Origin of the sequence: Kibdelosporangium banguiense, assembly GCF_017876405.1 — a bacterium.
GTDB lineage: Bacteria > Actinomycetota > Actinomycetes > Mycobacteriales > Pseudonocardiaceae > Kibdelosporangium > Kibdelosporangium banguiense.
Genome location: NZ_JAGINW010000001.1, coordinates 10,952,044 through 10,971,928, shown reverse-complemented (window position 1 = coordinate 10,971,928; position 19,885 = coordinate 10,952,044). Strand labels below are relative to the sequence as shown.

Genomic DNA, 19,885 nt, shown 5'->3' with positions numbered 1-19,885 from the left:
TCGTGTCGTTTTTATGAAATGAGGTTATCGTGCGTTCCAGATCAGTTCGGCGAACGGGCACGGCACCGCCGTGGCGCCGTCGCGTGGTTGTGACTGCGCTCGGCGCGCTGGTTGCGGTGACGGTGGCCCCGGCCGCGGCCGCCGCGGTCCCGCCACCGGTCGTGTCGGGTCAGCCACATGCTTCGGCCGGTGCGCAGCAGCCGGTCCAGCGGGTCACGTTGGTCACCGGGGATGTGGTGAGCTATGCCGAAGGGGCCGGAGGGCCGGTGGTGTCGATCGAGTCGGCATCCCGGTCCGGGGCGCCTGCGGTGTTCGAGACGCGTAGCGGCCCGGACGGCTATTACGTGATCCCGTCGGACGCCGCGTCCTATCTGGCGGCGGGCGTGGTGGATGCCGAGCTGTTCAACGTGACGAAGCTCGTCAAGCAGGAGGGGCTGGCCGATGCGGCCAGTGACAGCGTGCCGGTGATCGTGAGTTATGGCGACAAGCCGTCGTCCGAGGTGCTCACCCGCCGGGCGGACGATCTGCCGGCCAGCGACCGCACTGTGACCCTGCCCTGCACTGAGGGTGCTGCGGTGCGGGTGAAGCGCTCCGAGGCAGCCACCTTCTGGCGTTCGCTGACCGGCGAGGCCCCCGGTCAGCGGCCGGGCGGGACGGCGCTCGGCGGCGGAGTGACCACGCTGCGGCTGGATCACAAGGTGAAGGCCAGCCTGGACCAGAGTGTGCCGCAGATCGGCGCGCCCGAGGCGTGGGCGCCGCCGCACAACCTGGACGGCACCGGGGTGACGGTGGCGGTGCTGGACACCGGGATCGATACCCGGCACCCAGACCTGGCCGGCCGGATCGCCGAGTCACGCAACTTCACCCCAGACCCGGACGCCAGCGATGGTCACGGGCACGGCACGCATGTCGCGTCCACTCTCGCCGGGTCGGGTGCGGCATCTGGTGACCGGTACAAGGGCGTGGCCCCAGGTGCACGGTTGCTGAATGGCAAGGTGCTCGGCAGCGACGGTGGTGGTGACGTGTCACAGCTGATGGCCGGCATGGACTGGGCGGCGCATGCTGGCGCCCGCGTGATCAACATGAGTCTCGGTGCGGGCCCGACCGACGGCCAGGACCCGCTCAGCGAGTGTGTCGACGCGCTGACCAACGAGACTGGCGCGCTGTTCGTCGTCGCCGCTGGCAACGTCCCCGAGGGCAATATTGCGTCGGTGGAGGCGCCGGCCGCGGCCACCTCGGCGCTCGCGGTCGGCGCGGTGACCAAGTCCGATCAGATGGCCGGGTTCTCCGCGCGCGGCCCGCGGCTGGGCGATGCGATGGTGAAACCGGAGATCGTCGCTCCCGGTGTGGACATCGTCGCCGCCCGCGCCGCGGGGACCAACCTCGGCAAGCCGGTGGGCGAGCAGTACACCCAGCTGTCGGGGACATCGATGGCCACGCCGCATGTGGCCGGCGCGGCCGCCCTGCTGGCCCAGAAGCATCCCAAGTGGACGGCGGGCGAGCTCAAGGGGCTGCTCACCTCCAGCGCCAAGGACATCGGCGCAGCATGGTACGAACAAGGAGCCGGCCGGGTCGATATCCCCGCCGCGCTGGCGAGCACGGTCGCCGGACCGCCGCCCGTCTCGTTCGGCCGGCTGTCCCTCGCGGACACTCAGGTGGTCCGGCGCGCGGTGACCTACACCAACAGCACCGATCGGGACATGACGCTGTCACTGACATTCTCGGCCACAGCCTGGAACGGCACCACGGCCTCGCCTGGCATGGTGAGCCTGGACAAGGACACCCTGGTCGTGCCGGCCAAGAGCACGGCCACGGCCAGCGTGACACTCGACCCGGCGGTCAGCCGCACGACCCGCCCGGCCGGAGCATACGGCGGGGTCATCACCGCCACGGACACGGCGGGTGGCTCGGTCGCGCGGACGCCGTTCAGCTTCTACGCCGAGCCCGAGACCCATCCGCTGACCCTGAAGCTGACCGACTCCCGGGGCAACGCACCCACGCCGAGCAGGCTCACGATCGTCCGGGACGACTACGACTGGGCCAACCCGAAGAACAACGATCCCTTCATCCCGGCGACCTTCACGGTGCCGGTGGTCAATGGAACCGGCACCATCTTGGTGCCGAAGGGCCAGTACTCCACGACCGCCCTTACCTATGAGGACCAGGCCGACGTCCGGCGCGCCACGCTGCTCGCGGCCGCCGAGGTCCCCGTCACCGGGCCGACCACTATCACCCTCGACGCGCGCACCGCCGTGCCCATGCAGGTCCAGACCAAGGACCCGACCGAAACCAGGGAGCGGTTCACCTCGATCCAGCGCCATCTCCCGGGCATGCCCATGCCGCACGCCGCGGGAGTCCTCACCGGGCCTGGCTGGCAGCACTACATCACGCCCACCGCCCCGGCCAAGCGCGGCACCGTGGGCTCCCAGGACCACCTGACGCTCAGCCAGCCCCAGGCCGAGCCGGCCCGCAGCCACCCCAAGTACATGTACAACCTGTACTTCCGCGACCGCAACGGCATACCAGCACCACACGTCAACAAGGCCGATCCGGCCACGCTGGCCGCGGTCGACACCCGCTACCACGCCGACAAACCCGACATCTTGTTCACCAAGAAGTGGTTCGCCCTGCCCACCGACACCCCGTCAGGTATGGCGCTGAACGGAACCCGGTTCCGGGGCCCCGGCCAGTGGACGGAGTACATCGGCCCGGTCGACGACACGGTGCTCTGGAAACGCTTCGTGGTCCAGAACGCGCCGCGCCCGGACGGAACACCGGACCCGGCGACAACGTTCTTCCAGCTCTCCCACAACGTGTACCGCACCGCCGGGCCACAGCCGCCGGAACGCTGGTTCCAGGCACCGATCCACGGCGGGGCGGCCACCCACACCGGCGACGCCCCCTTCCCCATGCTGTGCTCGCTGTGCCGGGACGCCAACGGGGATTTCCTGCCCGCCGTGCAGTGGATGGACTCCATGCGTGGGCACTTCGCCGAACCGGGGCTGGCCGGGCACTACCCCAGCAAGGTGCGCCTGTTCCGGGGCGAGGAGGAGATTCCCGGCAAGGTCGGCCCACTGCCGATCCCGCTGTTCCCGCTCGGCCAGCAGTCCGGCACCTATCGGCTGGAAGTCGAGGACACCTGGCCGGACAACCCGAAACCGTTCTGGCCCAACGGCGCGGTGCACCGACTCGCCCCGCGGATCAGCACAGTGGCGACCTTCAACTCCACGCCACCCGCCGGCAACCTCCCACCCGGCTACACCTGCTTGGACGGCGGGACCAAGTGTGCCTTCCAACCCATCATCCAGCTCGACTACCAACTCGGGCTCGACCTGCTCAACCAGGCACCGGCCGGCCGCACCCACACCTTCGAGGTCACCGCCGGCCACCACAACGCCGCCGAAGGACGCGGCGAGATCAACGAGTTCCAGCTGGAGTACTCCACCAACGACGGCACCAGCTGGTACTCCGCCACAGTCGTCCACAAGGGCGGCGACACGTACACGATCCAGATCCCTCACCCCAACCTGGAGGCCACCACCGGATTCATCTCCCTGCGTGCCAAAGCATCGGACTCGGTCGGCAACCGCATAGAGCAAACCATCCACCGCGCCTACGCGCTTACCAACAACCCCACACCATGACCCACTGATAACCACCATGTATAGGGGAACGGTGCCGCGCAACGCCAACACCGCGTTGCGCGGCACCCGCGTACTTCCAGCATTCCTTGGTTTGTGACTTGACTTGGCTCACGATCTCGGGATCTGGCTGAGCGCGGTCGCTGACCTGCGCCTTCGCCGCGTGGGTCGGGCGGATGTGCGCACTAATCGGCCGGTTCCAGGGTTGGCACGTGGCTGCGTACGTGCGCACGGTAAGACGGCGTCGGGAGCTCCTCGCAGCGCGGGTCACGGGACATCGAGCACATCGGCTCGGCGCACGACGCCGTGGAGCTTGAGGTCCTCAAGGCTGCTGCGCGGCAGCGCATGGCCGCAGGCCAGGGCCAGCTCGAACTGGGCCTGGGCGCCGGTGCTGACGCGGGTATGCTTGGTGGTGGCCCCTGGCGATCACATCCTCGCGGATGGGGCACCTGTGGGACGCACTCGGCCATGCCTACGACGAGCTCGGATTCGATGCGGCCACCGATGGTGACGAGGTGCTCCGGAGCCTGGTGCTGGCGCGGATCATCGAGCCCACGAGCAAGCTCGACTTGCTGCGAGTCCTGGACGAGGCCGGGATCGCCCACCGTCGCATGCGACGGTCAAGCGCTGTCAGCCCACGTTTGCTGAGCGGTCCTGGCGGCACGCCTTGGCCGCGGCGTGCGCGGCGCATGTCGGCTTGCAACCCTGGCCCGCCGGACCCACCGACAAACGCCGTGACCAGATCATCTATTACCAATGCCGGGCCGACCGCGCCCGCCGCACCCTGCGCGGGATCGACCAGCAGATCGCCAAGGTCGAGAAAGCCGTCGCGGGCCAGGCGCCGGTGAATCCAACCGGTTCATCACGCTCTTCGGCGGCACCCGGAAGGTCAACCGTTCCCTCGAAACCAAGGCCCGAGCCCTGACAGGGCTCAAGGGCTACATCACCAACCTCGACGCCACGGCCGAGTTCGTGATCGACACCTACCACCGCTGTTCCGCATCGAGAAGTCGTTTCGCGTGTCAAGCACGACCTCCAAGCACGGCCGATCTGCCACCGCAAACGTGACTCGATCGAGGCACAGCTGACCATCGTGTTCGCCGCCCTCGCCATCAGCCACTGGCTCGAAGACCGCGCGGGGCGGTCGATCAAGAAGTTCGTCCGCACCGCCCGCCGCTACCGCACCGTCGAGATCCAGGCCAGCCCACACACTCTCACCGCCGCCGACCCCCTACCCAGCGACCTGCACCGCGCGCTCGAGCAAATCCACCGCCCATCTGGTGCGCACTAACTTGAGCCAGGTCGGGCTACAAGCGTGCCAGAGCCACGCTCACCCGCAGTCCCTGTGTCGGGCGCGAGGCGATAGCCCGGGACGAGGTGGAGGCCAGCGGTAGCGAGATCGACCCAGACCCGTGCCTGGCCGCAGGTCGGCCTCTTGCATGGCCCGAGGCAAGTACGCCAGGAGGCGTCCGATGCGTCGGGCGCGATCCACCATCGCCTCGATCCGGCCCTGCTTGCGCCATGGGGATGCACCAAACTCGGTCAAACGCGGCTACGGCTCGACGGGCGATACAGTGACCAGCGGCCTGCTCCCAGTAACTCCAGACTTGTTGAGCGGGCGGCGCCACGTCCGCTGCTCCGGTCTATGGGTCCTGGCTGAGCTTGCTCATCACCGCCTTCTTCCGGACCCCGCAGGCTTCCCGATCGGACTTCCGGGCCTCGCAGGCTTCCCGATCGGATTGTGTTGCGTCGGTGCCGCGCCTGATGAGGTAGTCGGCGGTGCGGGTGAGGCTGGCCAGTTCGGTGACGGGGGTGTGGTGCGGGAGGTTGGCGGAGACCATGCGGTCTTCGATGCCGTCGTGGCGAGCGTTGTGGCGGGTGCCGCTGTGCCTTCGACGCCGGAATCCGTGGCACTGGTGGTGGTTGTGGCCGGACCGGCCGGTGACGCCGGATGCCCGCAGGCGGCCAGCGGCATGCCGATCACGATCAGCGCGGTGAGGACGATGTGGCGGAATCTCATTGTGGTCCGTCCAGATGGCGCGGCATGGCGGGTCGGGGCTGCCGCGCATCTGCTGGGCGAACGCACGGTCAACCGCCTGCGGCGACTGACCATCGGCGTTGCTTCTCCTGTGGTGTCGTTTCTGGACCGGCCCGTCCGCCGAAGTGTGTCACGCACCGCAGTTACACCATCAGATCGGCACTTCCTGTGTCGGGGGAGACGTGAGCCTGTCATCGAGATCGCGGTCCTCGTCCGCGACGTATGCTGTCCGAGCTGCCAATTATGAATCCGAGCCCGACCGCCACCATTGTTGCGGGCCATCCCAGCTCTGGACTTAGCGTCGTCCAAGGCGGTACCGACGAGCAGCAACCAGCCGATACTCCTGATTGTCACGCGCGCGTCTTCGGGCATGACTCTGTCATATCCTGATCTTTGCACGTCTTCCAACTCGTTCATTCGTGGTCTCTCCGTCGAAACAGTTTTACGGCAATGCGCGCAATTTCGTCCGCGAAAACCGCCAGGCAGGTTCCCGCCGCTATGAGGCCGACGCCAATCGCGATGAGAAGTACAATGATGTTCATACCTTGGCTCCCCGAAATGACGGTGCAGTCAAGACCTTCCAGGCTCATGTGGCAAACGGCCCTCCGTGACCGTGCAACATTTTATGGTGCCCGTCTTTCTTGAACAATAGTCCTTTGCCGCGCTACGGAGTCCGCTGGCCATTGTGTAGCGAGATTGCCCGAGTGGTCATATCCCGGTTGGCACCGCCGCCGCCGTCGATATCGACGAGGCCCAGTTGGACGTGCGTTGTCGACGTAGGGTCAGTGCCGATGCAGGTCGCGAGGCCGTCCCTGCTTGCCACTCGTCCGTCAGGGCACTTGCCCACGATGCGCCGCGATGATGTGGCCGCTTCCCTTTCTGCGGTCATCCCTGGCGTCAAGCGGGACGGCAGTTTCCGCGGTGTTGGGCATCGTCCAGCCCGCATGGACATCCGGGCGTCGCGTGGTGGCGACTGGTCGTCTACCAGAATCCCTGGGCGAGGATGGCCCGAATGCCGACCAGCGCTGTCGCGATGAACCGCACCCGTCTCTTGCTCCCCGGTCCCGGCATGACGTCGGTCATGAGTAACCCCCTTCGGTTGCACGCCCTTGCCTCCCGCTCCTGGCGAGCAGGTGGCCGAAAGAGCGGTAGAAATCGTGCGGCGAGTGAATCCCCCAATCACCACACGCTCCCCCTGGCGTGGACGACAGCCAACCATGGCTACCGAGCTGCCGGAACCAATTCCGCTGGCGTATAAGCGACATTGACACTTTTTGATCACCTCTGGGTTCGAGGTCCAATGCCACTTAGTTAAGAGCGTTTCCGCAGCTTAGAGCGAGTTTCTAGGAGATCGGAAACAGGGCGCCGCCCGCAACGCCTACGGGTTCCGCAGTCCCGAGAACCAACGCCTACGTACACGCAGCATCACCGGCAACGTGACCGTGCCCGGCTAGGTTCGAAGACTGACGGCCGGCCCACACACCCTCACCGTCGCCGACCTGAGCAACCGGACCCGTGCCAGGGGCAGAGGGTGAACAGTTCCTCGAACTGATCGACCACCAGCAACACATCGGTGATACGTCGGGCTGCCTGCTTTCTTTCCGTTATTGGCGCAACTGCCAGGCGAACCGTTGCACTGCTCCGGCGTCTGGGGCCGGTGGGTCGTCCGGTCGTGGTATCGCCTGTTGCCTCTATCCTACTTTCGCCGGGTTGTCTCGCATTGTTTCCTTGGCGCGTACGCCGACACGAAAACAACGCCAACGGCGGTACATCTGTTTCCAGGCGTCTATATCAAGCGCCGCGATACGGCTCGGGAGGGAGCGCTGGTGAACGGAAAAGACACGCCACGGCAGGTACTCGGACAGTGCGGCCATCGCCGGGGACAGGCCCGGATTGTCCGCCCAGTAAGCAACGAGCGTCATAGTGCCGCTGTACCCGCTGACGGGCCGCACTGTTTCCGGCGATTACTCGCTGGGGGTGAGTAATCGCCGTCCCTGTATTCCGGGATGGCCGCATCCGTGCGCGGAGCGTGGGCGGGGCCCGATGCTGCGACAAGGAAGACCAGAAGTACACGTCTACCGCCGTCGCGCGAATGGGAGGGAAAATCATGAGACAGGTGATGTCCGAAATACTCATTGTCGTCGTCGCGGTCATCATGGTCGGTGGTATAGGCATGAATGCCTTTGCTACTGGGTATGGAAGCGCGGATTCTCCCAGCGCTGATGCGAGTTCGGTGCTTGTCCTGAGGATCGGCAGCGTCGGCATGTTCTTCCGATTGGCGCACGATTGCCTGGTAATCCGCTAATACGGGATGTGTAGTGGGGGTTTGGCCCCCTGTGCGTCATCAATTTATTGGAGTGCAGCCCGCCGCATATTGTGGCGACGAATAAGGAGTAGTTTCATGCCCACTGACAGTAAAATGCAATTTCGTCGTCTGTTCGTGATCCACAGGTCACCCGTTCGCTTGTCCCAGGGTGATCCCTTGCGGGAGACCGGCCCCGGGGTGGAAAGGGTGAAGCCGATGTCCATGAGACTGAAACTGATAACCATCTTGTTAACTCTGTTAACGGCTGTGACCGGGGGTGCGCTGACCGGACCGGCTGCCCAGGCAGGGGACGACAGTGACAACCAGGTGCTGGTGGATTTCTACTTACTCGACAAATCGGGGAAACCGGTGCGACCGAGTCGCGAGGACGGCCTGGAGGTGATCCACCGCACCTCGGAGAAGGACGCGGAGGACGTGCGGTGGAGCGAGGTACTGCTCGACCCGGGCACCTTGGAGGCGATTCCCGGCAAGGCTGGCCGGGTGGAGGTGACCGATGACGGTGCCGGTCATTTGCGGCTGGCGTTCACCGCGCGGAAGCTGCCGTCAGGTAAGGGGCCGGCGCTGGCGGTGGCCTGGCCGACCGGCAAGGGCTATTCCTACGTGGTCATGGACAATGGCGGCCAGGGATACGCCCAGACGCCGGACAAGCCGGTGGTATTCAACTACCAGGCGGCCAAGGACATCGAAGGCCAACTGCGGGCACGAGTGGCCGGTGTCCCCGGCTACCAGCCGCCAGAGGTGTACACCGACGCGTTCGCCCGTGCCGTGCGTGAACTCCGCAAGGTGGGAGACTCCTCGCCCGCGGATGATCAGGGAAGAGTCGGCGAACGCGCGCTGACTGACCTGCACACCGCGTATGACGCGTTCCTGGCCGACTACGGGCCACGGTTAGCCCAGCGGCGGATGGCCACGGCGCGGCATGGTCAGGACGCGCGGCCGTGGCTGGGTGCCACCATCGTCGAGTCGGAGACGGTGCCGTTCTACGACAAGGTCTGGCCCCGCATCGCAAAGGCCACCACCCCAACGGGGAGACAGAGCGGCTATGGCTGGGTGCGGATCGTGTTCGAGTACGACGAGAAGCACGGCAACAAGACGACTGTCGACTTCGAGCAGTACGACAGGGCGATCAGGAACGCGCACCAGGCGGGCCTGCGGGTGATGGGCGAGGTCCTCGACTCGACCGCCGCCGCCCAGCTGACCACCGAGCAGTACACGGAACGGACACGCAACCTGCTCAAGCACTACGGGCGCTCGGCCGGCCCGGGATTGCGGATCGATGCGTGGGAGGTCGGCAACGAGGTCAACGGCTGCTGGGTCGACAACAAGGAAAAGGACATCAACAAGGAAAAAATCGACTGTGCTGAGCCGGTGTCCCCGGGTGACCGGATCCACGTCAAGGCCGGCGCGGCCGCGCGGGCGGTCAAACAGGACAGCCCGACCACGCCCGTCGCCCTGACGCTGTTCTGGGAGCTCGGCGCGTGGGGACCGTCCACCCGGATCCAGGGTGGCACGCCCGCCGAGCAGACGCCCTGGGCATACTCCCCGTTCAACTGGATCGCCCCCGGCTCCGGCAATCTACAATGGACTGACCGCGAGAGTGACAAGCACGACCTGCTGGATGACGCCGACGTCGTGCTGCTGTCGATCTACGCCGACAACGCCCCGTTGGGCATCTCCCTCGACCGCGTCATGTCCACCCTGGACAGGCGAGTGTCGGAACTGTCTGGGAAGCCCGGTCAACACATGCGGGTCGGGATCGGCGAACTGGGCTACTGGTGCGGACACGACGAGCACAGCGACGAAAACGATCCGGTGTATGAATGGTGTAAGGACATGAACCGCGTGTGGCCGCTCGGCAACACCGGTACGGACAACGCCAGCCTCGAGAAGGATCGCGCCTACATGGTCGACCAGTACACCCGCGCGGCGCTGGCCACCGACCACGGTTTGGGCGGCGGCTTCCACTGGTACGCGCTGCAAGAAATGTTTCCACAGAACACCACAACCAGCCTGTGTGCAGCACTCAAGGCAGTCACCGATGCCATCGGTCCCCAGCTGGACAACCAGTCCAACACGGCAACGCCCAGGCAGCCCTGCTGACCTTCAGCGCGAAACGGTGCCCCGCACCGGCGGGGCACCACCATCCATTATGGATACTCAGGCGAAGGCGCGGACGGTGATCCTGTCGCCGACCGGGGCACAGGCGGTGCACCCGGCGGGGAGGTGGCCGTCGCCTGGGCGGCCATCGCCGCGGGGCTGTCCTCCTTTGCCAGCAAGGCGATCGAGGTGGTCATCGCCGCCCACCCGGAGACGTTCTGCCAGGTCTACTGGCTCGGTGACTGTGAGTCGATCCAGCAGCGGCTGGACTGGGCCTGCTCGACGGGCGCCCTGCCCGGCGTGGTCTGGGAACCGAGCGTGATCCAGTCCGGCTGCTCGGGTCACTTCTAGAATTCCCCGGAGATAAGATTGCAGAGCCAGATCGGCGTTGCGGAGGCCAAGCACTCCAGTTCCAGGTCGTTTGTCGTGCCGGCCTCGGTGTCATGCCCTTTCATTTCTATCTCTGTAGCGCGACCCGCCGTATAGGCAATATTGCGGATGTCTTCACCCGTGCCGAGGTGCAGGCTGAACGCTAATCCCGGACCGGCTCGGTCGAACGTATGAGGCTCCGACGCTGACGGTGGCGAGCCTCTTCGAATTGGCGAATGATTCCCGAAGTTTTGGAGGCGTAATGAAGAAAATGTCCGTCGTGGTTATCGTGACGCTGAGCCTGACCCTTCCGTCAATCGGCGCCACGGCATCGGCGACGGCTCTCGCCGATGCCGCTAGGCACTCCCACGCCCGTGTGAGCGGTCATCTGCAGTCCGTAGTGTCGTCATCGGACATCTGTCCGCGGACAGATGGGGAACGGTTATGCGCCGACGCGCCCAGCGTGGAGGGTGTGAGCCGTCGCGGCGTGATCGACCGGCAAGTGCCACATCAGCAGGTCGCCGAGGAGTTGGTCGACCACCTCAACGCCATAGGCTGGCCCCGGGAGCGACGGTACAACAGGTACCGGCAGGGTTCCGAGGAGACCGAAGTGCGATGGGGACGCCCTGAAAGGTCCACCACCTACAAGAACGTCTCGCAGTGCGCCTCGTTTGTCACCAAAACACTGACGCACACGTACTCGTGGGCCAAGCCGATCTTTTTCAAGGAAAATTTCGGCAAATACAGTCCACGCGCGCGCGACTATTACGACGCGATCGCCGATAACGACAACTCGGTGCCACACTTCACAAGAATCAACAAAATCACCGACCTTCAGCCGGGTGATCTCATTGCGATCAAGTATCCGGAGTCAAAAAAACCCACCGGCCACGTCATGCTGGTACGCAGGGTCAAGGGTCGTTATGGCATGGGTGAAGCTCTGGACGGCCGCAGGCCATACGTAGTGGAGATCATCGACACCACCAAGAACGCGCACGGCAGCGCCGGTCCAAGTGGCGACGGTGCCTACCCGGACACTCGGATCAACGGCAGCACGAAGGAAACCGGCGCTGGGTACGGCCACATGTTGTTCTACGCCGATGAGAATGGCACGTTCGCCGGGTACCAGTGGAGCGTTTCCAGCCACCGGATTGTCCGAGTCGACGATCGCCCCGTCGTCGCGGCCAGAATTACTCCCTGACTGTCTACGAAGACGGCAAGGTGCCGCCCAGATCCCTTGCGGCACACTCCGATCTGGAGTTGATATCCGGGGGCCGCGAGTTTTCTCTCGCCCGTACAGCGACCGTGTACCGCTCGAAAGGCATCGACCTGCTCCTGAACCCGGTCCACCGTTCATCGTTCACCGGACTCGGAGGAGGATCGTGACCGAGCCAGGCTTCGATGTTGAAGGCGTGTTCGAGCAGCAGCGAGCCGGGAGTCCTGTGTGGACATCGCTTTCCAGGGTGTCGTAGGTGGACCCGGCCCTGTCGTCAGCTGAGCGGTGTCCGCAGTGGACGAGGCGGATCGGTCCGTCCACTGCGGCTTCACGGGCCAGCACGACGGCCCTGGCTCGGTCGGGCACCCGGAGCTTTCTGAGGACGCCGGATACGCGGTTGGGTATGGTTTTCGGGCTGACGCCGAGTTGGCGCGCGATCACTGGATCGAACACCGCCTCGTCTTGTGCCAGTCGCAGTTGGCGACATGGGCTCTGCTGGAGCGCCTGGCATCTCCGTCCAGGGCTGGTCCTCACCCTGGACGATCTGCATTGGGGAGATGACCTTCTGAGGCTCCGGCGGTGTGCCTGGCGCGGCGGGCGTTGTCGACGATCGCGTCGAGGATCGTGGGCCATGCGCCGGGTGGGAAGTCGTGTCCCATGCCTGGGATGAGCAGGAGCCGTGCACCGCTGATGGCGGCGGCGGTGGCCTCACCGCCGGAGTAGTGGCACATGCGGTCCGCCGTCCCGTGGATGACGACCGTCGGAGCGGTGATCTGTGCAAGTTGGTCGGTTCGATCGCCGGCCGCGCGTACTGCCGTGAACTGCCGGCGTCGGCCTCCGCGATGGTCGGGGTCGCGGCGGAACGAGAGCGCGGTCGCCCGCCTGATCTCGTTGACGTCCTGCTCGAAGCCGGGGGAGCCGATGGTTGCGAACCCTCGCACACGCCGCTTGATGGCCTGCTGCTCGGTGCGGGCGCCTCGGGAGAGCATGTGGCGGAGCAGCAGCCACGGAGAAGTGCGGCCCTTGCCGCGGCGGCCGGTGGTGGACATGAGCGACGCCAGGCTCAGCACCCGCGACGGGTAGCGCGTGGCCATGACCTGGGCGATCATCCCGCCCAGCGACGCTCCGACTACGTGGGTGCGTCTGATGCCGAGCGCGTCGATGAGCCCGATGGCGTCGGCGGCCATGTCGACCAGCGTGTAGGCGGCTCCGGGCAGGTGTGTCGAGCGGCCGGCGTCGCGATTGTCGAATCGAACGACACAGAAGCCGCGCTCGGCGAGCCGCTGGCAGAACTCGTCGGGCCAGTGCACGAGCTGAAAGCCCAGGCCCATGATCAGCAATAGCGCAGGCTGTCGCGAGTCACCGAAGGTCTCGTAGCAGAGCTCAATGCCGTTGACAGAGACGATCCGCTCCGTGGCGCTGATCGGCTGGTGTTGCATGAGTCTCTCCGTCAGTCAAGGGAGGAAGTGCGGTCAAGCCTGTGTTGGTATCGGCTCTGGCGTCAGCGAGAGCGGCATAGCCGCCTCGTGCGGATGGCCGCGGTAGAGCGGCGCCTAATTGTGTGTCCAAACCTTATCCGTGCTGCTCGTGCGGCGTGCCGGTATTCGTAGAGTCCGCCGCTGTTTGACCCATCAACTGGTCGAGTTTAGTGCGGACTTTGACGGCGTCTGGGTAGCCGAGTTCTTCGAAGATCGTCAGGGCTTGCTGCCAGGCAGCACGGGCGGCGGGGTGGTTGCCGGTGGCGAGGTGGGTGTCGCCGAGGCCGGTGAGCGTCCAGCCTTCAAAAGGACGGTCACCGACGTCCCGCCAGTGGTCGAGGGCCTGCTGGTAGTGGGTGATGGCCTGGGAGTACTGGCCAAGGTGGTGGTGGACGTCGCCAAGCCTGATTAGGGTAACGGCTTCACCGTCGCGGTCGTTGAGGTCGTGGAGCAGGTCGAGGGCCTGGTGGCAGTGGGTAAGCGCCCGCCGAGGGTGCCCGAGATGGGCGTGACATTGGCCCAGCAGACTGAGCGCTCGGGCTTCCCCGGCGCGGTGGCCGGTGGCGCGGAAGAGATCTAGGGCGTGCTGGGCGTGGGGGAGGGCCTCGGCGTAGTGGCCCTGTCGCTCATAGGCCCAGCCGAGGCTGTGGTGGGTGCGGGCTTGGCCGAGGCGGTCGTCGAGTTCGCAGTGTAGGGCGAGGGCTCGCTGGTGGTGGGGGAGGGCGTCGTCATGCAACCCCGACCACGCGTAGGCCTGGCCGAGGACGCGGTGGGCGCGGGCTTGGGCGGCACGGTCACCGAGACGGTGCGCGGCGGCCAGGGCGGTCTGCCAGGTGCCGCAGACGTCGCGCCAGTACCCTTGCCGGTCGAGGAAGAGGTAGAGGGTCCAGGGCAGTTGCCAGGCGTGGATGTCGAACCCGGTTCGGGCGGCCTGGTCGATGGCGGCCAGCAGGGTGGCGTGCTCGGCGGTGAACCACTCCCAGGCCTGTTCATCGTCGGGGATCACGCCGGGAGTGACACCGGGTTGTGGGGCCATCGCGGTGATGGGGTCCCAGTGTGGGTCGAGGATGCGGGCAGCGGCAAGACTGGTGTGGAGGTAGTAGTCCAGCACCCGATGTGTCGCCGCGTGTCGCTGGGGGTTGGGTTCCTCCTCAGCCGCTTGCTTGCCTGCGTAGGCGCGGAGCAGGTCGTGGAACCGGTATCGGTCGGGGATGTGTTCGTCCAGCAGGTGTGCCCGGGTGAGCTCGGTGAGTAGCCCGCGTGCTGAGGGAATGCGGATGCCGACCAGGTTGGCGGCTGCGGGCAGGCTGATGTCAGGTCCAGGTTGCACGCTCAACAGCCGGAATAGGCGTGCCGCGGGCGGTGTGAGGGTGTGGTAGGACCAGGAGAACACCGCCCGTAGGTCGAGGTCGGTGTCGCCGAGGTCGAGGGTGTCGAGTCGGGCGCGTTCGTCGGACAGGTCGTCGACCAGTCGGCTCAGCGGCTGGCGTGGGTGGGTGGTCGCGCGGGCGGCGGCGATGCTCAGTGCCAAGGGCAGTCGGGCGCACCGCTCGGTCAGCTCGGTGACCGCGTCGGGCTCGGCCGCTACCTGCTGGTGGCCGAGGCGTGTGGTGAGCAGTGCGACGGCTTCGTTGGTGGTGAGCAGGTCGAGGATCAAGCGGTGGGCGCCATCTCGCGCGGCGAGGCTGTCCAGTCGGTTGCGGCTGGTGATGATCACCACGCAGGTGGGGCTGGCGGGTAGCAGGGGGCGGACATGGTCGGTGTCGCGGGCGTTGTCCAGCACGATCAGCATGCGCCGGTCGGCCAGCTGGCTGCGGTACAGGGCGGCCTTGGCCTCGTCGGTGGAGGGGATGGCCCGCAGGTCCACCCCTAGGGCGTGGAGGAATCCGTCCAGGGCTTGGCCGGCCTCCACGGGGGTTTGCGGGTCGAATCCTCGGAGGTTGACGTGCAGCTGGCCGTCGGGAAACCGGTCGGCGATCCGGTGGGCCCAGTGCACCGCCAGGGTGGTCTTGCCGATCCCGGCGGTGCCGGCGATCGCCGAGATCACCACCGCTCGCGGGACAGTGTCGCGGTCGCCGTCGCGGAGCAGGAGTGCGTCCAAGTCCTGCAGGTAGCTGCCGCGCCCGGTGAAACCGGCGTTGTCGGCCGGGAGCTGGCGGGGCACCGCAGGACCCCTGGGCGCTGGTGGTGCTGGTGTGTTCTGGGCTGGGTACGGGGGTAGCTCCAGGGCAGGGTCGGCAGCGAGGACGGCCGCATCCAGGCGGCGCAACTCGTGCCCCGGCTCGATGCCCAGCTCGTCGACTAGCGCGGTGCGGGCGCGCTGGAAGGCAGCGAGGGCGTCGGCCTGGCGGCCGGACCGGTAGAGCGCGAGCAGCAGCAGTTCCCACAGCCGCTCCCGGAACGGATAGCGGGCGACCAGGGATTCCAGCGTGCCCACGGCGGCGAGGTGCCCGCCCAGGGCCAGCTCAGCAGTGAGCAGATCCTCGGCGGCGGCCAGTCGCGCCTCATCCAGCCGGGTAGCTTCGGCACGCTGCCACGGGCCCGGGCGGCAGTCGGCCAGCACGTCCCCCCGCCACAGTCCCAATCCCGCCCGCAGCGCCTCGGCCGCCGTAGCCGCGTCCCCTGCCGCCAGCGTGTACCGGCCCCGACGGGTCATGTTCTCGAACCGGACTGCATCGACCGCCTCGGCTGCGGTGAGCAGGACATACCCGGGATCCCGGGTAGCGATCACCCCCTCCAGGCCCACGTCGCGCAGTTGGCGGCGTAGGCGAGCCAGATGACTGTTCAGGGTCTTGGTCGCTGTCGGCGGCGCCCGCTCGGGCCACAGGGCGTCGATCAGCGCAGCCCGCGACACAGTCTCGCCAGGGTGTAGCGCCAACCGGGCGATCAGCGTGCGCTGTCCACCACCGTGCAGCACTACACACCCATCCGGCCCGGTCACCTCCACCGGCCCCAGCAAACGAATATCCACACCATCCGGCATCGCGTGCCTCACCCAGATCCGAGCGCAAGAACGCCAATGTATCCGACTCTCCGTGAGGAAACGGCGGTCAGTAAGACCAGAGCGCGCCACTGTCACAATCAGACACTCACGGAACCCATGACAGAGATGTCTACATAGGGTCCTATGCGAGACGTTCGTGGTCGGTCCGAAGAGGACCAGGATCGGCTCGGATCATCGCCCGAAACTGTGAGCTGGTCGGCACCGTCCCCAAAGACCGATGGGAACAGCTCATGCCCGAGCTGTCATACCGTCCCACGTGCTCGTGAACCTCCGTGGCGCCATGAAGTTTGGCAACGCCTCACATCGTCAGTGGGGTCCTAAGAGGACGCTTGTCACCGAATATGGAGAATCCGCGCTGAAACCCGGTTCCGTTGACCATCGGACATGATTTGCTTGAGCCTGTTTGAGCGCAGGATGGCGATCTCGCGCGCGGGGTAGAAACGCGGTGGGGCGTGTGAGAATCTTGGTAAGTGTCGGGCTGGTTTTCACTCGATCAGGTGGAACCGCGAAACGACGAGGAGACGCGGTTCGGCACGGCGCTGGCCGCACGGGCCAGCCGGTGGCAGCGGTTTGGCCTCGCCCCGGACGACACCGAGGTTCTGGCCGTGCTCACACCACTGGTTGTCATGGTCGACGTCGGTCTCCCTACCGCAGCTGGCATCGTTCCGGAACCTACCAAGCTGCAGGTCGCGTACTGGACAACCGGGGGCGAGGCGGCGTTGGAGGGGTACTGGGGCAACGAGTTGGTGATGGACGGTTTCGACGCCAATGATGATGAGGTGCTCGTCGTGCGGGGCCTGTGCGGGGAGCCGGAGCAGTTTGCGGTGTGGACTGCCGACTGGCTGGAACGCCAGCTCGCGCGGCCCGTTGTCCGGCAAGAGTGGCGGCGAGGCGCCGCGGTCGTCTTCCAACGGTGGGTGCTTGCGGACACGGGGGACGTGCTGGCACAACGCGGCAACAGAGGGCTTCGACGGCTTGTGGGCCCACACCGGCCCGACGCAACGATCCTCGTACGCAACTCCGGTGGCTGATGATGTGGGAGAAACGCGGCAAGGTTGGACCGCTTGCTCCTGGCGAAAAGGTGTTGGCCTGCGGCAGAAAGCTGACACAGACGGACCTCACGTCCGGCTCGTCGCCTATCAGAGCGGTGACGGCATGCCTTATGCCTGCGGTCGGCGACGATGTCCAGGGTTCTGGAGTGCGGCACGCGAGGTCTTCTGCGGCTGTTGTCAGCGAGGTTGTGCCTATTGGGGTGGAGGTGAATTGTGCCATCGCACAGCGTGCTACTGGCTCTTGACCACGTCTGCCCAACCGACGATCGTGCCGTCGGTATTGATCCCGACAGCGTAGCTCTCGCGGCCGCCGAGGGTGCCCAGGCCGGTGATCCGGCCGGCCCGGTCCCATCGCACCGCGCGGTAGTGGCCGCTGGCCGTGTCCGCCTGGCCGATGATCGTGCCGTGGGCGTTGATCCCGACAGCGTAGCTGTCGCTGCTGCCGGGCAGCGTGCCCAGGTCGGCGATCCGGCCGGCCCGGTCCCATCGCACCGCGCGGTAGTGGCCGCTGGCCGTGTCCGCCTGGCCGATGATCGTGCCGTGGGCGTTGATCCCGACGGTGTAGCTGGAGTGGCCACTGAGGGTGCCCAGGTCGGTGATCCAGCCGGCCCGGTCCCATCGCACCGCGTGGAGCTGGTCGCCGGCCGTTGTCGCGTGGCCGATGATCGTGCCGTGGGCGTTGATCCCGACGGTGTAGCTGGAGCTGCCGCCGAGGGTGCCCAGGTCGGCGATCCGGCCGGCCCGGTCCCATCGCACCGCGTGGAACTGGCCGCTGGCCGTTGTCGCGTGGCCGATGATCATGCCGTCGTCGTTGATCCCGACAGCGGCGCTGGAGCTGCCGCCGGGCAGCGTGCCCAGGTCGGTCATCCTGCCCGCCGAATCCCACCGCACCGCGCGGTAGCGGTATTGGCCGCTGGCCGTGTCCGCCCAGCCGACGATCGTGCCGTCGGTGTTGATCCCGACAGCGTAGCTGGAGCTGCCGCCGAGGGTGCCCAGGTCGGTGATGCTGCCCGCCTGGTCCCATCGCACCGCGTGGTAATGGTCGCCGGCCGTGTTCGCCTGGCCGATGATGGTGCCGTGGGGGTTGATCCCGGCAGCGGCGCTGTAGCTGCCGCCGGGCAGCGTGCCCAGGTCGGTGATGCTGCCCGCCTGGTCCCATCGCACCGCGTGGGTGTCGCCGCTGGCCGTGCTCGCCGTGCCGATGATGGTGCCGTCGTCGTTGATCCCGGCAGTGTCGCTGTAGCTGCCGCCGAGGGTGCCCAGGTCGGTGATGCTGCCTGCCTGGTCCCATCGCACCGCGTGGCCGGGGCTGGACGGTGGGGGCGGGGGTGGGGGCGGCTGGTCGATGATCGTGCCGGGGGCGTTGCTCCTGGCAGTGTCACGGTTGGTGTGGCCGGGCAGGGTGCCCAGGTCGGTGATCGTGGTGGCAGCGACAGCCCGCACCGGAACACCGACAACCAGCACTGTCGCTATCACTGCTGCGGCCCCGATACCGAAAGCCCGCAGCCCCCATGCGCGACGTCGAGGGAACAGCCCCGCCGCTCCCAATCGTTGAGGATTCCTCACGTTATTCCTCCTTCTAACGGGAAACGTGTGAGCTGGACACCAGACTCACCATTCCCGGCCTGCGAGCCGCCAGAGGTTGGGAACCGCAGCGGTCTTCCCCTGGCCCTACCCGTAGCGGCTTACTGCTGGTTACTCATTGCCCTGGAAAGCGTTGGCCTTATTCGCGGGGTACTGAGACATCATTCATGCCAACACGGCCACCGCTTGAGTGCAGCACGCTCGGAACACGAGCACAGGGGCCACAAGAGGCTGAAAGTGTCAAGTGACGCCAAGTGGCCAAGTGGGATTATCCCGCCACATTGGCAAGATCAATCGTCGGCCGCTCGTACGCAACAGCGAGGACCTGCTGAGCTGGACGGCGCTCCCTGCTCCCTGATGGCAGTGTGATGGTCTGGGTTTCTCCACCAAGGTCGTCGGAAGAGATAAGCCTGCCGCCGGGTCGCGGGCTGGCACGACACCGGTTCCTGCCGACGCTGTCGGCTGTGAACGTCCGGGCGTTGCTGGACAGTTGCGACCGTCCCACCCCGACCTGGGTGCGCAACTTCGCCATGGTGATGCTGCTGGCCCGGTTGCGACTGGGCTCGGCCGAGGTGGCGCGCCTGGAACTGAACGATGTGGACTGGCGCCGCGGCGAGCTCACGATCTGCGGCAAAGTGCGTCGCCACGACAAACTGCCGTTGCCTGTCGACGTGGGTGAAGCGCGCGTTGCCTACATTGCCAACGCCCGACCTCGCATCGAGTGTCGCCAGGTGTTCATCACGTGCCGTGCGCACGTGCGCTGCGAAGGCAAGGGCCGCAAGCAAAGGGCGGTCCCGCTGATCGGCCCGGTCAAGGCCGTTATGCGCGTCTGGCTGACCGAACGCCGAGGACTCCGCGACGAAGAGGTATTCCCAACCCACACCGGTCGGCGCCTCAGTCACGACGCCGTCCAACGCCGCATGGCTATCCACACCGCGAAGGCCGCCGCCCGATGTCCACTGTGAATATGCCGACCATCCTGGGCTTGTCAAAGGCGAGAAGCCCACCACCACAGGAAAAAATCCGCGCTCACCACCGGCCACTGTCCGCATGATCACGGGGTCGGTATAAGTCGACCAT

The 19,885-nt window shown here is 66.4% G+C and carries 14 protein-coding genes and 1 pseudogene; 7 read left to right on the top strand and 8 right to left on the bottom strand.

The window, feature by feature from the left end:
• Nucleotides 1-29: 29 nt before the first annotated feature.
• Both JOF56_RS49135 and JOF56_RS49130 read left to right on the top strand, forming a co-directional pair.
• Nucleotides 30-3,644: a S8 family peptidase gene (locus tag JOF56_RS49135; protein WP_209646335.1), complete on the top strand. Its 3,615-nt coding sequence runs from the start codon at nucleotides 30-32 to the stop codon at nucleotides 3,642-3,644.
• A gap of 264 nt (nucleotides 3,645-3,908) precedes the next feature.
• Nucleotides 3,909-4,932 (top strand): annotated as a pseudogene (locus JOF56_RS49130) (IS1634 family transposase); the annotation flags it as partial.
• Between the two features lie 352 nt (nucleotides 4,933-5,284).
• On the opposite strand, the gene JOF56_RS49125 reads toward JOF56_RS49130, so the two are convergent.
• The 4 genes from JOF56_RS49125 to JOF56_RS49120 all read right to left on the bottom strand — a co-directional run bounded on the left by JOF56_RS49125 (nucleotide 5,285) and on the right by JOF56_RS49120 (nucleotide 7,601).
• A complete protein-coding gene (locus JOF56_RS49125; RefSeq protein ID WP_209646334.1) occupies nucleotides 5,285-5,482 on the bottom strand; it encodes a hypothetical protein in 198 nt (65 codons plus the stop codon).
• A gap of 610 nt (nucleotides 5,483-6,092) precedes the next feature.
• On the bottom strand, nucleotides 6,093-6,221 hold the full coding sequence (locus JOF56_RS59850) for a hypothetical protein (RefSeq protein WP_281065603.1): 129 nt from the start codon (nucleotides 6,219-6,221) through the stop codon (nucleotides 6,093-6,095).
• Nucleotides 6,222-7,164: 943 nt separating this feature from the next.
• The gene (locus JOF56_RS61020) at nucleotides 7,165-7,434 is read right to left on the bottom strand and encodes an nSTAND1 domain-containing NTPase (RefSeq protein ID WP_372448406.1); all 270 of its coding nucleotides are present in this window, start codon (nucleotides 7,432-7,434) and stop codon (nucleotides 7,165-7,167) included.
• Nucleotides 7,371-7,601 (bottom strand): hypothetical protein, encoded by a 231-nt coding sequence (locus JOF56_RS49120; RefSeq protein ID WP_209646333.1) that lies wholly within the window; start codon nucleotides 7,599-7,601, stop codon nucleotides 7,371-7,373. Before JOF56_RS49120 ends, JOF56_RS61020 begins: the two co-directional genes overlap by 64 nt.
• 599 nt (nucleotides 7,602-8,200) lie before the next feature.
• On the opposite strand from JOF56_RS49120, the gene JOF56_RS49115 reads away from it, so the two are divergent.
• The 3 genes from JOF56_RS49115 (at nucleotide 8,201) to JOF56_RS49105 (ending at nucleotide 11,672) form a co-directional block, all read left to right on the top strand.
• Complete coding sequence (locus JOF56_RS49115; RefSeq protein ID WP_209646332.1) at nucleotides 8,201-10,105, top strand: hypothetical protein; 1,905 nt, start codon at nucleotides 8,201-8,203, stop codon at nucleotides 10,103-10,105.
• 123 nt (nucleotides 10,106-10,228) lie between these two features.
• On the top strand, nucleotides 10,229-10,453 hold the full coding sequence (locus tag JOF56_RS49110) for a hypothetical protein (protein WP_209646331.1): 225 nt from the start codon (nucleotides 10,229-10,231) through the stop codon (nucleotides 10,451-10,453).
• Nucleotides 10,454-10,733: 280 nt separating this feature from the next.
• On the top strand, nucleotides 10,734-11,672 hold the full coding sequence (locus JOF56_RS49105) for a hypothetical protein (RefSeq protein ID WP_209646330.1): 939 nt from the start codon (nucleotides 10,734-10,736) through the stop codon (nucleotides 11,670-11,672).
• A 159-nt stretch (nucleotides 11,673-11,831) separates the two neighbouring features.
• On the opposite strand, the gene JOF56_RS49100 is transcribed toward JOF56_RS49105, so the two are convergent.
• The 3 genes from JOF56_RS49100 to JOF56_RS49090 all read right to left on the bottom strand — a co-directional run bounded on the left by JOF56_RS49100 (nucleotide 11,832) and on the right by JOF56_RS49090 (nucleotide 16,148).
• Nucleotides 11,832-12,320, bottom strand: a complete 489-nt coding sequence (locus JOF56_RS49100; RefSeq protein WP_209646329.1) for a LuxR C-terminal-related transcriptional regulator — start codon at nucleotides 12,318-12,320, stop codon at nucleotides 11,832-11,834.
• On the bottom strand, nucleotides 12,218-13,126 hold the full coding sequence (locus JOF56_RS49095) for an alpha/beta fold hydrolase (protein ID WP_209646328.1): 909 nt from the start codon (nucleotides 13,124-13,126) through the stop codon (nucleotides 12,218-12,220). The genes JOF56_RS49100 and JOF56_RS49095 overlap by 103 nt, the downstream gene beginning before the upstream one ends.
• Nucleotides 13,127-13,259: 133 nt before the next feature.
• Complete coding sequence (locus JOF56_RS49090) at nucleotides 13,260-16,148, bottom strand: AfsR/SARP family transcriptional regulator (RefSeq protein ID WP_209646327.1); 2,889 nt, start codon at nucleotides 16,146-16,148, stop codon at nucleotides 13,260-13,262.
• A gap of 518 nt (nucleotides 16,149-16,666) precedes the next feature.
• Between JOF56_RS49090 and JOF56_RS49085 the strand changes: the two genes are divergently transcribed.
• On the top strand, nucleotides 16,667-17,200 hold the full coding sequence (locus JOF56_RS49085) for a hypothetical protein (protein WP_209646326.1): 534 nt from the start codon (nucleotides 16,667-16,669) through the stop codon (nucleotides 17,198-17,200).
• A 252-nt stretch (nucleotides 17,201-17,452) separates the two neighbouring features.
• Here the strand turns inward: JOF56_RS49085 and JOF56_RS49080 are convergent, their stop codons facing one another.
• Nucleotides 17,453-18,664 (bottom strand): hypothetical protein, encoded by a 1,212-nt coding sequence (locus JOF56_RS49080; RefSeq protein ID WP_209646325.1) that lies wholly within the window; start codon nucleotides 18,662-18,664, stop codon nucleotides 17,453-17,455.
• Between the two features lie 605 nt (nucleotides 18,665-19,269).
• Between JOF56_RS49080 and JOF56_RS49075 the strand changes: the two genes are divergently transcribed.
• Nucleotides 19,270-19,770, top strand: a complete 501-nt coding sequence (locus JOF56_RS49075) for a tyrosine-type recombinase/integrase (RefSeq protein WP_209646324.1) — start codon at nucleotides 19,270-19,272, stop codon at nucleotides 19,768-19,770.
• Nucleotides 19,771-19,885: the final 115 nt, after the last annotated feature.

Coding starts and splice junctions, on each gene's coding strand:
- JOF56_RS49125 (WP_209646334.1), bottom strand. CDS start 5,482: ATGGTCTCCGCCAACCTCCCGCACCACACCCCCGTCACCGAACTGGCC.
- JOF56_RS59850 (WP_281065603.1), bottom strand. CDS start 6,221: ATGAACATCATTGTACTTCTCATCGCGATTGGCGTCGGCCTCATAGCG.
- JOF56_RS49100 (WP_209646329.1), bottom strand. CDS start 12,320: ATGGCCCACGATCCTCGACGCGATCGTCGACAACGCCCGCCGCGCCAG.
- JOF56_RS49115 (WP_209646332.1), top strand. CDS start 8,201: ATGTCCATGAGACTGAAACTGATAACCATCTTGTTAACTCTGTTAACG.
- JOF56_RS49120 (WP_209646333.1), bottom strand. CDS start 7,601: ATGACGCTCGTTGCTTACTGGGCGGACAATCCGGGCCTGTCCCCGGCG.
- JOF56_RS49095 (WP_209646328.1), bottom strand. CDS start 13,126: ATGCAACACCAGCCGATCAGCGCCACGGAGCGGATCGTCTCTGTCAAC.
- JOF56_RS49105 (WP_209646330.1), top strand. CDS start 10,734: ATGAAGAAAATGTCCGTCGTGGTTATCGTGACGCTGAGCCTGACCCTT.
- JOF56_RS49090 (WP_209646327.1), bottom strand. CDS start 16,148: ATGCCGGATGGTGTGGATATTCGTTTGCTGGGGCCGGTGGAGGTGACC.